The organism is Propionicimonas sp., assembly GCF_034927565.1.
GTDB lineage: Bacteria > Actinomycetota > Actinomycetes > Propionibacteriales > Propionibacteriaceae > Propionicimonas.
Map to the genome: position 1 here is coordinate 62,629 of NZ_JAYFPT010000047.1, position 13,896 is coordinate 76,524.

Consider the following 13,896-nt stretch of genomic DNA (forward strand, 5'->3'; position numbering starts at 1 on the left):
GTCAGCGCACCCCGACCAGGTCGCAGACGAAGATCAGCGTCTCGCCCGGCTTGATGGCGGCACCGGCCCCGCGGTCGCCGTAGGCCAGGTGTGGCGGGATCACCAGCCGGCGGCGTCCGCCGACCTTCATGCCGACCAGGCCCTGATCCCAGCCGGAGATGACCTGACGGGCGCCGAGTCCGAAGACCAGCGGTTCGCCGCGTCCGTAACTGGAGTCGAACTCCTCGCCGCTGGAGAACGCGACTCCGACGTAGTGCACCGCGACCCGCTTGCCGGGCACGGCTTCGGGGCCGGTGCCGACCTCAAGGTCGGTGATCTCCAGGTCGGTGGGCGCGGGACCCTCGGGTGGGTCGACGAAAGGCTTGTCCATGACGGTCACCCTACCCTCGCGCCCGGCCCCCAAGCTGTGACCGAACCTCCGAGGACGGTCACAGTTCCGCAGCTCCGCAGGCCGGGCGCCCGCACCTGTGCAAGCTGTGACTGAACGTCCGAGGACGGGGTTGGGGTCACAGCGTGCCGAGCGACGGCAGACTCCTTGCAGATCGTGTAAGCTTGTGAGGCTGGGGCTGAGAAGCCTCAGTGACAACTCAACAGGGGGTGATTGGTTTCGACTTGGGACGGTAGTCCCAGGAGAAGCGGGCCGAGGATCCAGGGACATCTCGTTAACGAATCCTGGAAACCAATAAGTGCCAACACACAGCGCACTGACTTCGCTCTCGCTGCCTGATCAGCGATCGAAGGGTCAGCCCGGACGTGCCTTCCGTCCGGTTCCTGGCCTCAACTAGAAGGCTTGCTGTGCTGACCTCGTTCTCGGGTCGGCACGGGACTTTTTGAGAACTGGGCCTGTCCACCACCTGCCGACATGAGGGTGGGGGCCGAGTAGAACGCCTGGTCGGCTGCGCCCGGAGAAGTCCTGGTTCACCGCTCGAGGACGCGGGTTCGATTCCCGCCACCTCCACCATGGGAACATCTGAAGTCCCGCGCCTCGCTTCGACATCCTGACCCGATGCCGAAGCGAGGCGTGGGACCTTTCCTTGTCCGTGCCGCCCGCGGCTGTCCGGACCCGGTGCACCGGGCCGCCCACGGACGAGGCCCTTACCGCGGTCGCCACTACAGTGTTGGTCACGGTGGCCTGACCGGACCGGCCACCCGGCGGTAAGGAGCTGACCTCTCGTGCACTACCCGACAGCCGTCAGTGTCGAGGACATCACCCGCCACCTTACCGACGTGAACGCCAGAATCGCCGCCGCCGCCGGGCGGGTCGGACGCGACCCATCGGACGTCCGGCTGCTGCCGGTGAGCAAGACGGTTACCGAGGACCGAATCCGGCTGGCCGTCCAGGCAGGCTGCCACCAACTCGGTGAGAACAAGGTCCAGGAGGCCAGCCGCAAAGCCCGCGCACTTGCCGACCTGGACATTGCCTGGTCGATCATCGGCCACCTGCAGACCAACAAGGCCCGCGACGTCGCCCGGTTCGCCGCCGAGTTCCACGCCCTCGACTCGCTGCGGGTGGCCGAGGCCCTTGACCGGCGACTCCAGACCGAAGGCCGCGGCATCGACGTCTACGTCCAGGTCAACACCTCTGCCGAGGACTCGAAGTATGGCCTGCCGCCCGCGGAACTGCATGACTTCCTCCGGCAGTTGCCCCGCTACCAGAGCCTGCGCGTGCAGGGCCTGATGACCCTGGCGCTGTTCACCACCGACACCGAACGGGTCCGCCGCTGCTTCCAACTGCTCCGCAGCCTGCGCGACCGGGCCCGCGACACCGACCCCGCCCTGATCGGGCCGGGCGGGCTGTCGATGGGCATGTCCGGCGACTACGAGACCGCCATCGAGGAGGGCGCCACCGTCGTCCGGGTCGGCCAGGCCATCTTCGGCGACCGTCCCACCCCCGACGATGAATATTGGCCCGCCTCGTCCGCCGCCCCTGCTCAGTAGCCCGCGGGGATCTCGAGGGCGATCAGTCGGCCGGTCACGCAGACCTCGTCGTTGGCACTAAGTTCGAGATCGACGGTGACCTTGCGTCCCTCAATGCCCACCAGTCGGCCGCGGAGCACCAACTCGCAGCCCATCGGCGTCGGACGCCGGTAGACGACGGTGAGCGTGCCGCTCACGAAACGGGGGAGTTCACCGCCGTCGCCGACCTCGCCGCCGCGCGCCCGGTAGGCGAAGGCGGTGGCGGACGCCGCGCCGTGGCAGTCGAGCAGCGAGGCGAGCAGGCCGCCGTACGCGTGGTCCGGAACCCCTCCGGTGAAAGCCGGGGCCGGGGTGTGGCGCAGTACCACCTGGTCGCCCTCGACGTGGCTTTTGAGGTGCAGCCCGTCAGGGTTGACTGGCCCGCAGCCGTGGCAGTGGGCGAACCGGGCGGGATAGCAGTCCTGAATCGCAGGCATGGAGCGACAGTAGCCGGTGGTCAGCCAGCCCTGGACGTCACCACGAACCAGCTGTCGGCAGCCTCCTGGCCGGGCAGGAGTTCCAGGATCCAGCCCCTGGGCCCGATCGGTGTGCCTGCCGTTGGGCGGAGCGGCCCGCTCACGGCCGCGGTGGTGGCGGCGTGGTCGGCGGCACCACCGCCGGCGCCTCACCGGTCTCGCTGACCAGGGTCTTGCCGGCCTCGTACCAGGCGCCGGTGCCACCGGTGATGTTGACCACCTCGATGCCGTGTTCGGCGAGGAACTCCGCCGCGACCTGCGACCGTCCACCCACCTTGCAGATCACGTGCAGCGGCCCGTCAACGCTGGGGACCTCCGCCAGCCGGTCGCGGAGTTCCCCGAGGGGGATCGACACCGCCCCCGGCGTGTGACCCGCCGCGAACTCGTTGGGTTCGCGGACGTCGAGGATCACGGCGTTCTCGCTGACGGTCCGGACGTCCACCTGCGGTATCTGTGTTTCAGCCATACCCCAGTCTCCTGCGGTGGACGGCGCGCCTCAAGAGGCCGTGACAGGGTCTCGAGGCGGGGCAGCCCGCCCGGGCCCGCTGTACCAGGCCCTGCGACGCTCGGCACGAAGGTAGAAGCAGTCGGCGATCTTCCACTTGCTCAGACCGGTGTGGGCCAACCAGTTGTCCAGCGGCCGTGATGCCGGCCGGAGCTCAGTGGGCCAGAACAGCCAGCATTGGCAGGATCGGCGCGAGCAGCCCAGTGCTCATCCAGAACATGCCCGCGCACATGGCGAAGTCGCTCAGCGCCGCCAGCCGGTACTTCGCTGAACCCGCCGGACGGGTCTCATGGCAGTTGTGGGACGTGACGGAGTGCCGGGCGTCGTCGTCGCAGTCGCAGGTATCGGGATCTACCGGCTCGCCCGCGGGTGCCGGCCGAGCGGCCAACCAGAGCGCGCGCAGAGCGGCCGCGAGCAGATAGGCCATCAGGGGCAACCCGACCAGCGCGAACCACCACAGCGCGCCACCGGGTCTGCTCTCGGCGGTCATCCAGTTGCCCATGTCCATGCCGTCATGGCCACCGTGCCCGTGGCCGGACATCCCGCTGTCCGGTGCGGCGGCAGTCATGCCTGCCGTCATGACTGCCATGGCGGCCAGGTGCCACGACATGGCGGCGAACATCGTGGCGTGCCCGGTGAAGTGCAGCAGCGAGGGACGGTCCGACGTCCGGCCGGCATCGATCGCCAACCAGCCGAACCAGCCGGTCGCCAGCACGAATATCCCTGCCAAAACGGGAGTGGGGAGGACGGTTGTCAAAGCTCCCCAGGTCGGGCCGGCCACCATCAGCAGCATGACCACCGACATCAGCAGATGGAGGGCGTTCGAGACGCGCTGCCGGCCGCTCTGGGGGCGGGTGAGTTCGTACCCGCACCAGCAGCAGCACCAGGCAAACAGCACCAGCAGCCCCACGAACATGACCGGTGTGGTAGCGAAGGAGAACACGGCACGACCTTTCCCCGCGGCGGGACGGGTTCCCGCTCACCAGGGGTAGTCGTCGGGCGGGCCGCTTCGGTTCCCGTGAATCGAGGGATCGCTCTGGCGTGGTTGGTCGCCGGGTGGTGCCTGGATGCTGCCGGGGCGGGAGGCGCCCCGTCAGCTATGCCGGGCGACCGGCTGGACCGCCAGCCCCGCCAGCAACTCGGCCCGCGCCCGGGCGACCCGGGACCGGATGGTGCCGACCGGACAGTCACAGATCTCCGCGGCCTCGGCGTAGCTGAAGCCCATCAGCTGGGTCAGCACCAGTGCCGTCCGCCGTTCCGGGGCCAGTCCGTCGAGTGCCTGCTCGACCGCGATCCGGCCGGCATGGTCGGGTCGGACGGGCGCCAGTTCGTCCAGTTCGAGGGCGGTCAGGCCGACCAGCCGCGGCCGTCCAATCTCGTGACGTACCCGGTCGACCACCACCCGGTGGGCGATGGAGAGCAGCCAGGTGCGGGCGCTGGAACGTCCCTGGAAGCCGGGCAGGGCCTGGATCGCCCGCAGATAGGTCTCCTGGGCGAGGTCGTCGGCGAACTGGACACCGGCGGCGCGGGCGACGAACCGCCAGACCGGGGCCTGCGACGCCCGGATGAATTCCGAGAGCGCCGCCCGGTCGCCGGCGCCGGCGGCCAGCGCCAGCACGGTGAGGTCGTCGGTCATGGCGTCACCGTAGCGGATCGGGGTTATCCTGCCCGCTATGGAACTGGACGAGCTGGCCGAACAGACCTGGCGGGCCGCCCTGTCGGCGATGCTCGACGGGGAGGAGCCCGACCTGCCGGTGGCCAGCATCGCTGCCCACCTCACCAGTTGCGCGGACTGCTCGGCCTGGCTCGACCAGGCCGCCGCCCTCAACCGCGGGCTGCGCACCCTGCCGGTTCTCGAGCCTGACCTGGGGGAGCGGCTGGTCAACGGCGTGGACGTCCAGCTGTGTGGTTGCCGGACCGGCGGTGAGTGTCTGTGCGGTGACTGCCAGTGCGGGCCTCACTGCAGCTGCCACGCTGGCTGAGGTCGCCCGACTGGACGAGACTGTACCGGCGGCGGATGACAGTACCGGCTCGCCCGAAAGGAGAGGAGATGCAACCGGCCACCAGGGTTACCGCGAGCTGTCACGAACCGGTCGGACGCAGGAGGGTCATCACTGGCCAGGTTTCGCGCTCGCTCGGCGCGGCCGCGACGTTGCTGCCCCTGCTGGTGGCCTGCACTGCGACGACCTTGCCGCCGGTCAGCCCAACAGTGGAGGTGGTCACATTGCCCGTCTCCTCTCCGACCGCCGCGCCTCCACCCATCGGGTCCCCTACGACCGTTGCGACCCCGTCCGCACGGCCGGGGCAGTTGTTCTGTGTCGACGCCTACACCACCGAACCGGGAAGGTCAGGGCCACAGCCCTTCCTGGCCGCGGGGGTCAAGTTCGAGTCGTTGAACGCGATCGGGCTCGATCCGATCCCGGTCGGTGAAAGTGGGTTGTCCTCCGAACGCGGCGGCTACTTCACGAAATCGCCGCTCTATCTCGATGACGGTGTGGCCTGGGCGGAGGTCACCGTGATCGAGGGCGATGCGAGCTTGGCGTGGGTGCCTGCGTCGGTGTGGACCAGCGGTGGAAGGTGGTTGCTGGACGCCTACCTGGCACCCAGCGCGCACTTCGAGTCATGTGATGGCTCCTACACCGGTTTCCTGGGCGGCCTGCTCACCTCGGCTGCCGACGAGTGCCTGACGCTGGGGGTGAGCAGCAGCCTCCGTCCTGAGGTGCAGGCCGTCCGGGTGGCGATTGGCAGGGATGCCTGCAACTGAGCGGCCACGGGCCGGGTTCAGGCAAACGGAGTTGCCTCGACGAGCTCAACCGGCGAGCGGAGGAACCCGGGCAGGAATATCCGGCGGAGGCGCCTCCTGCAGGTTCACGTCCACGACCCGTCCGCCCACTTGGCCGGATAGAATCTACCCTGGGTAGATTCACAAAGGAGGCACGGGTAGAATAGTTTCATGGCGCTCAATATCAAGAACGAGCGGACGGTGGACGCGGTCAAGCGGCTGGCCGCGCGCTACGACGTCAGCTACACCCGGGCGATTGAGGTCGCGGTGGAGGCCGCCCTGCAGGCGCCGGACCGCCAGGCACAGGAGCGCTCGCTGGAACGGGTCAGCCGCCTCGCCGCCGACTACCGCAGCCACCTGCCCGCCGACGCCGGGCCTGAGATCGACGACCTGTACGACGGGCAGGGTCTGTACCGGTGATCGTCGACACCTCGGCGGTGGTCGCGATCCTGCGAGGCGAGCCCGGATATGAAGACCTGGCCAGGGCGATCCTGAACGACCCTGCACCGAAGCTGAGTGCGGCTACGGCGGTCGAGTTGTACGCCGTGGCGGATGTTCGAGGGGATCCCGCCCAGCGCCGGCGGGCCGACGCGCTGCTGCGGGAACTCGGCGTCCGCATCGTCGCCTTCGACGAGGGCCAGGCCGCGATCGCCCGGGATGCCTACCGCGACTACGGCCGGGGCTCGGGGCACCCAGCCCAACTCAACCTGGGCGACTGCTTCGGCTATGCACTGGCCGTCCAGGCGAACGAGCCCCTGCTCTTCGTCGGGGACGACTTCGCGCGCACCGATGTCGGGACCGTCCACGTCTGAAGACAACGCGCTGGCGGCAAGGCGGACGCGGTCGGAGCAGGAGTCTACGGACCGACCCAGCGCCAGCGTCAGGCTGATCAACCGGACGGAACCTGCTCTGAGCGCGGCGACCGCAACGCTGTCGTGGATGTCGTCGTCGGCCGACAACTCGGACGTGAGGGACTTCGAGCACCTGCTGGGATGGTCACCAGCGCACTGATCGATCGTGGCGTGCCATCGCTAGGCTTGGCCGGATGGAGAGCGACCCCACCGACTATCTGGCTGTCAATCGCGCGAACTGGGACAGCCGCGCCCCACTGCATGCCAGCGGCTACGGGATCGATGCGTTGCTTGCCGACCCGTCGGCGCTGTCGCCGGTGGTGGCCTTCGACCGGCCGCGGCTGGGGGAGCTCGGCGGCCTGGACGTTGTGCACCTGCAGTGCCATATCGGCACCGACACGCTCAGTCTCGCGCGCCTGGGTGGGCGCGTGGTCGGGGTCGACCTCTCGCCGGCTTCGCTGGCCGAGGCTCGCAGCCTGGCCGAGCGGGCAGGTGCCAGCATCGAGTATCTCGAGGCCGACGTCTACTCGGCGCCTCAGGCCCTGGCCGGACGCCGGTTCGATCTGGTCTACACCGGCATTGGTGCGATCTGCTGGCTGCCGAGTATCCAGCGCTGGGCACAGACCGTCGCGGCCCTGCTGCGACCGGGCGGACGGTTGTTCATCCGGGACGGGCATCCCGTTCTGAACTCTCTGCTGGGCATGGTCGTCGCGCAGCAGCATCCCGATCGCGCCCAGCAGGCCTGGATCTCAGGCCCGGGCGACACCACGCCCGCGCTGGAGCTGCCCTACTTCGAGCAGTCCGCACCGCTGGTGTGGGACGACGCCGCCACCTATGCCAGCGCCGCGTTGGTCGACTCACCGTTGCAGTGGGAGTGGAATCACGGGATCGGCGAGATCGTCACCGCGGTGCTGTCAGCCGGTCTGGAACTCACCGGACTGGTTGAGCACGACACCGTCCCGTGGGAGGCGTTGCCCGGGCTGATGGACTACGACCAGTTGACCGGGGAGTACCGTCTGCGCGACCGCCCCGAACGGCTACCGGCCAGCTTTACCCTGACCGCAACCAAGCGCGCCTGACGAACCGCGAATCTACTCAGCCATCCAGCGTGGGGGGCTCGTCGCTACAGCCGTCTCCCGGTTCCGGGAATGAACAGTCGGCCCAGATAGTTGACCCAGAGCAACTATCAAGCGGGTGAGCAGCGAGGAGAGCGAGTGGGCACGGCAGCGATGAACACGGAAGCGTCGAAGCCGGGCAGCAGCCGAGAGGTGCTCACCGCGATCTCCGGCCTGGTTGTCGGCATGTTCGTGGCACTGATCTCCAGTACGGTGGTGGCGCCCTCGTTGCCGCGGATCGTCACCGAACTGGGTGGCAGCCAGTCCGATTTCACCTGGATTGTCACCGCCAGCCTGCTGGCGATGACCGTGGCCACCCCGATCTGGGGAAAGCTCTCCGATCTGCTCAATCGCAAACTGCTGGTGCAGATCTCGTTGATCATCTTCATGGTCGGCTCGATGTTGTCGGGCGCTGCCATGAGCACGTTGTGGCTGATCTGTTCGCGGGCCCTGCAGGGGATCGGGATCGGCGGCCTGATGGCGCTGGTGCAGATCGTGATCGCCGACTTGATCTCGCCGCGGGAACGTGGCCGCTACATGGGCTTCATCGGCGCCGTGATGGGGTTGGCCAGGTCGGCGGTCCGCTGGTCGGCGGCATCCTCACCGACACCCTCAGCTGGCGGTGGAACTTCTACGTCTTCGTCCCGTTCGCGCTGGTCGGGCTGGTGGTCATCCAGAAGACGCTGACACTGCCGCCGCGTCCGTCCCGGAAGGTGAGCGTCGACTATCTCGGCGCCGTCCTGATCGCCGCCGGGGTGATCACCCTGCTGCTGTGGGTGAGCCTGGCTGGTGACGCCTTTGCCTGGTGGTCGGCACCCACGCTGTGGATGGTCGGTGGCGCCGTGGTTGCCCTGGCACTGGCGATCTGGGTGGAGGTGAAAGCCGAGGAGCCGATCATCCCGCTGCACCTGTTCGGTGACCGGACCTTCTCCCTGGCGGTGGTCGGCTCGATCGCTGTCGGTGTGGCGATGTTCGGGACCAGCATCTTCCTCAGCCAGTACATGCAGTTCGCCCGGGGTGCCACGCCGACCCTGTCGGGTCTGATGACCCTGCCGATGGTGGCCGGCCAGATGGTCGGCGGTATCGGCGGCGGCAACCTGATCAGCCGCTGGGGACGGTGGAAGTCGCTGGTGGTGACCGGCGGCGTCCTGACCACCGCCGGGCTGCTGCTGATGGGCACCATCCACTACAACACCGACTTTGTCCTGGTCTCCTGCTTCATGTTCGTGCTCGGCCTGGGGGTCGGCCTGATCATGCAGAACCTCGTCCTGGTGGTGCAGAACTCGGTGGACCCCCGGCACCTGGGCGCTGCCAGCGCCGGGGTGACCTTCTTCCGCACACTTGGCGGCAGCATTGGTGTCTCGGTGATCGGCGCCGGTCTGGCAGCCCGGGTTCCGACCTTGATCCAGCAGGGACTGGCCGCGTTGTCTCCGGCCGATCGGAAGGGGCTGGAGCTACTGCAGGGTGGCCAACTGCCCGACTTGGCGAGCCTGCCCGCGCCGATCCGGATCGTGGTCGAGAACGCCTACGGTGTGGCGATCGCCGAGTCCTTCTGGCATGTGGTGCCGCTGGCCGTGATCGCGCTGCTGGCGATCATCGCGCTGCCCAACCGTCCGCTGTCGCGGCGGACGGCTTCGCAGCGACTGCGCCACAAGGCGGAGAACATCTCGCTGGAGCTGGCCGATGCCGCCATCGGCAACGACTCTCCGGAGTCGGTCGAGGCGGCGCTGAGGCTGACCGGTCCGGCGCATCGCTCTGACGAGCGGCTGACGGTCGACGGTGAGGGCAGGGTGTCGTGACCGGTCTGGGACTGGCTGCCCTGGTGGTTTGACTGATCGGGTCATCCGGCGAAGATCCGGCGGATCGTCTCCACCGGGAGCTTTGGTCGGCGGTTCTCGTCGCACAGCCCATTGGCTTCCTGACGGGTGTCGGTCAGCTGGGTGTAGCAGAAGCCGGCCAGCGGCGCGCAGCGACGTACCTCGGCCACCAGCGCGCTCAACTGCTGCTCGTACCCGTCCGCGTCACCGGCGCTGGTGTATCCCCAGGCCTGCTCGTCGGCACCTGTCAGGTAGGCGATGCCGCCGAACTCGGTCAGCATGACCGGGGCATCCTGGGGCCAGCCCGGTTCGCAGGCCCGCAGCCGGCGCCCGGCGGGGCCGAGCCCGGTGAGCAGCGTCTGGAGCCCGGGCTCGCTGCCGTAGCGGGCTCGGATGTCCTCGGGGGAGCCGGTGTAGTCGTGAATCGTGACCAGGTCGGACGAGGCGTGTTCCCAGCCGTCGTTGGAGACGACGGGCCGGCTGGGGTCCAGCGCCCGGGTGAGGTCGGCGAGGGCACGGGCGAACGCCTGCTGCGCGGGATCGTGCGAGATGTGCTGCACCCCCCAGGACTCGTTCAGCGGTACCCAGGTGACGATGCAGGGGTGCGAGCGGTCCCGCTCGACGAGTTCGGCCCACTCCGCGCTGAGCCGGACGGCCGCGCGGGCGGAGTACTGGTAGGGCGCGGCGCTCTCCGCCCAGACCGTGAGGCCCAGGTAGTCGCACCAGAACAGGAAGCGGGGATCCTCGGCCTTCTGGTGCACCCGGGCGGAGTTGAAGCCGAGCGACTTGATCAACGCGACCTCGTCGCGCAGTGCCTGGGGGGAGGGAGCGGCGAGGTGCGAGTCCGGCCAGTAGCCCTGCGCGAGTACCGAACGCAGCGGATAGGGACGATCGTTCAGCAGAAAGGTCCGGTGCTCGACGGCGACGCTGCGCAGGCCGAGGTAGGACGCGACGTGATCCGTGCTGCCGTCCGCATGCTCGACGCTGACCGTCGCGTCGATCAGCGTCGGGTGCTCGGGTGCCCACAGCAGATCCTCATAGTCCTGGCCATTGCGTTGCCGGGGCAGCGCCAGGGTGAGTTCGATCAGGTCCGAGGCCGACTCGACCTCACCGGCAGCGAGCGGACGACCGTCGTGGCACAGTTCCACCCTGACCCTGCTGGGCTGCTGTGGACGGCCGGACAGCCGGATCGCCGCCGTCGCCGTCGCACCGGGCAGGCTGCAACTCCACTGGATCGAGGCGACGTGGACCGAGGGTACCGACTCCAGCCAGACCGACTGCCAGATGCCGCTGGTCCGCTCGTACCAGACCGCGTGGGGTTCCGGCCGCCAGTCCTGTTTCCCGCGGGCGGCCTCGGTGTCGACCGGGTCGTCGAAACTGCGCACGACGATCCAGTGGCTGGCCGCCTGCTGGTCCAGGTTGTCGGTGATGTCGAAGCTGAAGGGGCTCTGTCCGCCCCGGTGGGTGCCGACCAGCGTTCCGTCGACCCACACCGCGGCCTGGTAGTCGACCGCCCCGAAGTGGAGCAGGTAACGACCGTCACGCCCCGCCCGCCCCAACTCCTCGGCAGTGAGTTCGCGACGGTACCAGCAGATCGGGTGCGCCCCCGTCTCGCCGATCCGCGAGGCCGGAGACTCGGGCGGGAACGGCACCGTGATTCGGCGGTCGAACCGACCGGCCCGCTCCCAGTGCTCCCGCACCCCTCGGTCGTCATCGTCGTGGCTGAAGTCCCAGTCGCCGTCGAGACTGACCCAGGCCGCGCGCACGAGCTGTGGACGAGGGTAGTGAGAACTGGTGACAGCCGTCACCGCGGAAGGAGGTTGCGTCCTATGCATCGTTGCAGATCATCCTTCGGGGTAGGCAGGGCCGGAACTGTTCCAGGTAGCATATTGCAACGACGGAAAGTGGGCAATGTCGCTACCCTGAGACCGTGGACTCCCGGACGACCAGGTCGTAACCCACCTCGATCTCCTCACCTGCACCGCTCTGCCCGCTGATCCGGGCCACCAGGCGCTGGACCGCGGTCCGCGCGATCGCGTCCTTGTCGGGACGGATGGTGGTCAGTGGCGGAGCGGAGAACTGGCCTTCCTCGATGTCGTCGAAGCCGACTACTGCCACGTCCTCGGGGACGCGGACGCGGCGTTCGCGCAGCGCCCGCAAGGCGCCGATCGCCATCGTGTCGTTGAAGCAGAACACCGCATCGACCGGCCGTCCGAGGTCGAGGATCTCGAGCATCGCCCGGTGCCCGGCTTCGCGGGTGTAGGTATTCGAAGGGCGCATCAGGTCGGGATGGGCGATCAGGCCTGCCTCGGCGATGGCCAGCATGGTTCCCTGCAACCGCAGTCGCGCGGACTGTCCGGACGGGATGTCCTGGGAGCCGATCACCGCGATGTGCTTTCGGCCAGTGGCGATGAGGTGCTCGGTCGCCGTCCTTGCCGCAGCCACATTGTCGATGTGGACATGGTCGGCAGAGGTGGCGATGGCGCGCTCGCCGAGCAAGACGATCGGGCGGGCGGGATGGGCGGGGATGTCGGCGGAGGTGAGGGTGAGCGGGTTGAGGATCAGGCCGTCGAACATGGTCCGCTGGGGTTGGTCGGCGAGCAGGTCCAGCTCGCGGGCGCGGTCGGCGTCGGTCTGGTCGAGCACGACGGTGTACCCGGCGGCGGTGGCGTGGCGGACCACGGCGCGGGCCAGCTCGGCGAAGTACGGCTGGTCGAGGGCCGGTACGACGAGGGCGAGCAGGCCGGTACGCCCGGTGCGCAGCGAGCGCGCGGCGGCATTGGGGCGATACCCCAGCGCTGAGATTGCCGTCTGAACCCGGGCACGAGTCTCGGGCGCGACGTAGTGGAAGTCGTTGACGACATTCGACACAGTTCGCACCGAGACGCCCGCCAGTTCGGCCACCTGTTTCAGGGTCACCGCCATGTTGCCCGACACCTTCTTCCGTTGGGACTTGCATCGCTGCAAGGATCCAGGCACACTGTTTCCTACGTTGCAAGAGTCATTGAACTCTATCAAAGAAGCACCTCATTCTTCACACGCAAGGAGGCAATCGTGAGGATTACCCGATGGGCCCGCGTCGTCGCAGTCGGGGCACTCGCCCTCGGCCTGGTGGCCTGTGCCGGTCAGGGAACGCCCCAGCAGTCCGGTTCGACCGAACCGACCGGGGGGACGTCCGCGCAACCCCAGCCCAGTAGCAGTGGGCCGATCACCCTGCAGTTCTGGCATGGCATGACCGGCCCTGACGGGCCTGCGGTCCAGCAGGTCATCGACGACTTCAACGCATCCCAGTCCGAGATCGTGATCAAGCCCAACATCATGCCGTGGGACCAGCTGTACCAGAAGCTGCTCACCTCGGTGACCTCTGCCGACGGTCCGCAGATCATCGCGATGGACGCTTCCCGGGTACCGCAGTACGCCGGCACCGGTGCGCTCGCCACCACCGACGACTTCTTCGCCGACACCACCTACGTCGACACCTCGGTGCTGCCGGCGGCGGCGGTGAACGCGAGCAAGTTCAAGGGCACCAACTACGGCATCCCGTTCAACCTGGCGCCGATGATGCTGTACTACAACAAGGATCTGTTCTCCGCGGCCGGGCTCGATCCGGAGAAGCCGCCGACGACCTGGGACGAGTTCACCCAGATGGCTGCCAAGCTCACCGTCGACCAGAACGGCGACGGCAAGCCCGAGCAGTACGCGATCGCCCTGGCCGATCACGAGACCGTGCCGATGTACCAGCCGTTCATGTGGAACAACGGCGGCGGTGTGGTGTCGGAGGACGGCACCACTTCGATCGTGGCCGAGCCGGCATCGCTGGAGGCCCTCGACTTCTGGGTCAAGCAGGTGCGGGACAACAAGGTGTCGCCGATCGGCCTGGCCGGCGCGGACGCCGACAAGCTTTTCCAGACCGGCAAGGCCGCGATGGAGATCGTCGGCCCGTGGATGACCAACGGCTTCACGGAGGCCGGCATCAACTTCGGCCTGGCCCGGCCGTTCGCCGGCCCCACCGGCCAGGACACGCTGATGAACGTCGTCACCTTCACGCTCAATGCCAAGATCACCGACGAGCAGCGGAAGGCCGCCTACACCTTCTTCTCCTACTGGAACTCGGTCGACAGCCAGGTCACCTGGGCGGACGGGTCGGGCTTCCCGCCCAGCCGCACCGACATCCCGGCCGACAAGCTGAAGAACCAGTACTCGGCCACCTTCGGCCAGAAGGAACTGCTCGACAACTCCCGGGTGCTGCTCGCCGGAGTGCCGAATGCGGGCACCATCACTGACGAGATCTTCTACCCGGCCCTGCAGAAGGTGCTGAACGGCAAGGGGAGCGTCGAGGAGGTCTTCCAGGCGGCGTCGAAGGACATCCAGGCCCAGATCGACAAGGGTTAACC

At 68.2% G+C, this 13,896-nt stretch carries 15 protein-coding genes, 1 other RNA gene and 1 pseudogene; 9 read left to right on the top strand and 8 right to left on the bottom strand.

Going from position 1 to position 13,896, the window contains the following annotated elements; all coding sequences use genetic code 11:
* Position 1: 1 nt before the first annotated feature.
* Entirely contained in the window at positions 2-370 is a 369-nt protein-coding gene (locus VB080_RS09545; protein WP_323418205.1) for an FKBP-type peptidyl-prolyl cis-trans isomerase, read from the bottom strand.
* 223 nt (positions 371-593) lie between these two features.
* On the opposite strand from VB080_RS09545, the gene ssrA reads away from it, so the two are divergent.
* Both ssrA and VB080_RS09555 read left to right on the top strand, forming a co-directional pair.
* Positions 594-961, top strand: a transfer-messenger RNA (tmRNA) gene (ssrA, locus tag VB080_RS09550).
* Positions 962-1,173: 212 nt separating this feature from the next.
* A complete protein-coding gene (locus VB080_RS09555) occupies positions 1,174-1,938 on the top strand; it encodes a YggS family pyridoxal phosphate-dependent enzyme (protein WP_323418206.1) in 765 nt (254 codons plus the stop codon).
* Here VB080_RS09555 and VB080_RS09560 read toward each other — a convergent pair.
* The 4 genes from VB080_RS09560 to VB080_RS09575 all read right to left on the bottom strand — a co-directional run bounded on the left by VB080_RS09560 (position 1,932) and on the right by VB080_RS09575 (position 4,573).
* On the bottom strand, positions 1,932-2,393 hold the full coding sequence (locus VB080_RS09560; protein WP_323418207.1) for a PaaI family thioesterase: 462 nt from the start codon (positions 2,391-2,393) through the stop codon (positions 1,932-1,934). The two genes, VB080_RS09555 and VB080_RS09560, sit on opposite strands and share 7 nt — an antisense overlap.
* 139 nt (positions 2,394-2,532) lie before the next feature.
* Positions 2,533-2,898 carry a rhodanese-like domain-containing protein gene (locus VB080_RS09565; protein ID WP_323418208.1) on the bottom strand — a complete coding sequence of 122 codons (366 nt, stop codon included), beginning with the start codon at positions 2,896-2,898 and terminating at the stop codon, positions 2,533-2,535.
* Positions 2,899-3,091: 193 nt separating this feature from the next.
* Positions 3,092-3,880: a DUF5134 domain-containing protein gene (locus tag VB080_RS09570; RefSeq protein ID WP_323418209.1), complete on the bottom strand. Its 789-nt coding sequence runs from the start codon at positions 3,878-3,880 to the stop codon at positions 3,092-3,094.
* A gap of 150 nt (positions 3,881-4,030) precedes the next feature.
* On the bottom strand, positions 4,031-4,573 hold the full coding sequence (locus VB080_RS09575; protein WP_323418210.1) for a sigma-70 family RNA polymerase sigma factor: 543 nt from the start codon (positions 4,571-4,573) through the stop codon (positions 4,031-4,033).
* Between the two features lie 37 nt (positions 4,574-4,610).
* Between VB080_RS09575 and VB080_RS09580 the strand changes: the two genes are divergently transcribed.
* The gene (locus VB080_RS09580; protein ID WP_323418211.1) at positions 4,611-4,919 is read left to right on the top strand and encodes a zf-HC2 domain-containing protein; all 309 of its coding nucleotides are present in this window, start codon (positions 4,611-4,613) and stop codon (positions 4,917-4,919) included.
* Positions 4,920-5,019: 100 nt separating this feature from the next.
* Here VB080_RS09580 and VB080_RS09585 read toward each other — a convergent pair whose 3' ends face one another.
* Positions 5,020-5,160 carry a hypothetical protein gene (locus VB080_RS09585; RefSeq protein WP_323418212.1) on the bottom strand — a complete coding sequence of 47 codons (141 nt, stop codon included), beginning with the start codon at positions 5,158-5,160 and terminating at the stop codon, positions 5,020-5,022.
* 85 nt (positions 5,161-5,245) lie between these two features.
* Here VB080_RS09585 and VB080_RS09590 point away from each other — a divergent pair, with 85 nt between their 5' ends.
* The 5 genes and pseudogenes from VB080_RS09590 to VB080_RS09610 all read left to right on the top strand — a co-directional run bounded on the left by VB080_RS09590 (position 5,246) and on the right by VB080_RS09610 (position 9,484).
* On the top strand, positions 5,246-5,701 hold the full coding sequence (locus tag VB080_RS09590; protein ID WP_323418213.1) for a hypothetical protein: 456 nt from the start codon (positions 5,246-5,248) through the stop codon (positions 5,699-5,701).
* A gap of 189 nt (positions 5,702-5,890) precedes the next feature.
* Positions 5,891-6,139, top strand: a complete 249-nt coding sequence (locus tag VB080_RS09595; protein ID WP_323418214.1) for a type II toxin-antitoxin system VapB family antitoxin — start codon at positions 5,891-5,893, stop codon at positions 6,137-6,139.
* A complete protein-coding gene (locus VB080_RS09600; RefSeq protein ID WP_323418215.1) occupies positions 6,136-6,531 on the top strand; it encodes a type II toxin-antitoxin system VapC family toxin in 396 nt (131 codons plus the stop codon). Before VB080_RS09595 ends, VB080_RS09600 begins: the two co-directional genes overlap by 4 nt.
* Before the next feature lie 233 nt (positions 6,532-6,764).
* A complete protein-coding gene (locus tag VB080_RS09605) occupies positions 6,765-7,649 on the top strand; it encodes a class I SAM-dependent methyltransferase (RefSeq protein ID WP_323418216.1) in 885 nt (294 codons plus the stop codon).
* A gap of 222 nt (positions 7,650-7,871) precedes the next feature.
* A pseudogene (locus VB080_RS09610) lies at positions 7,872-9,484 on the top strand (MFS transporter).
* 41 nt (positions 9,485-9,525) lie between these two features.
* Here the strand turns inward: VB080_RS09610 and VB080_RS09615 are convergent.
* Together VB080_RS09615 and VB080_RS09620 are read right to left on the bottom strand one after the other, a co-directional pair.
* Complete coding sequence (locus tag VB080_RS09615; RefSeq protein WP_323418217.1) at positions 9,526-11,268, bottom strand: glycoside hydrolase family 2 protein; 1,743 nt, start codon at positions 11,266-11,268, stop codon at positions 9,526-9,528.
* Between the two features lie 151 nt (positions 11,269-11,419).
* Positions 11,420-12,427: a LacI family DNA-binding transcriptional regulator gene (locus VB080_RS09620; protein WP_323418218.1), complete on the bottom strand. Its 1,008-nt coding sequence runs from the start codon at positions 12,425-12,427 to the stop codon at positions 11,420-11,422.
* Positions 12,428-12,556: 129 nt separating this feature from the next.
* Here VB080_RS09620 and VB080_RS09625 point away from each other — a divergent pair, with 129 nt between their 5' ends.
* Positions 12,557-13,894 (top strand): ABC transporter substrate-binding protein, encoded by a 1,338-nt coding sequence (locus VB080_RS09625; protein WP_323418219.1) that lies wholly within the window; start codon positions 12,557-12,559, stop codon positions 13,892-13,894.
* Positions 13,895-13,896 lie beyond the last annotated feature (2 nt).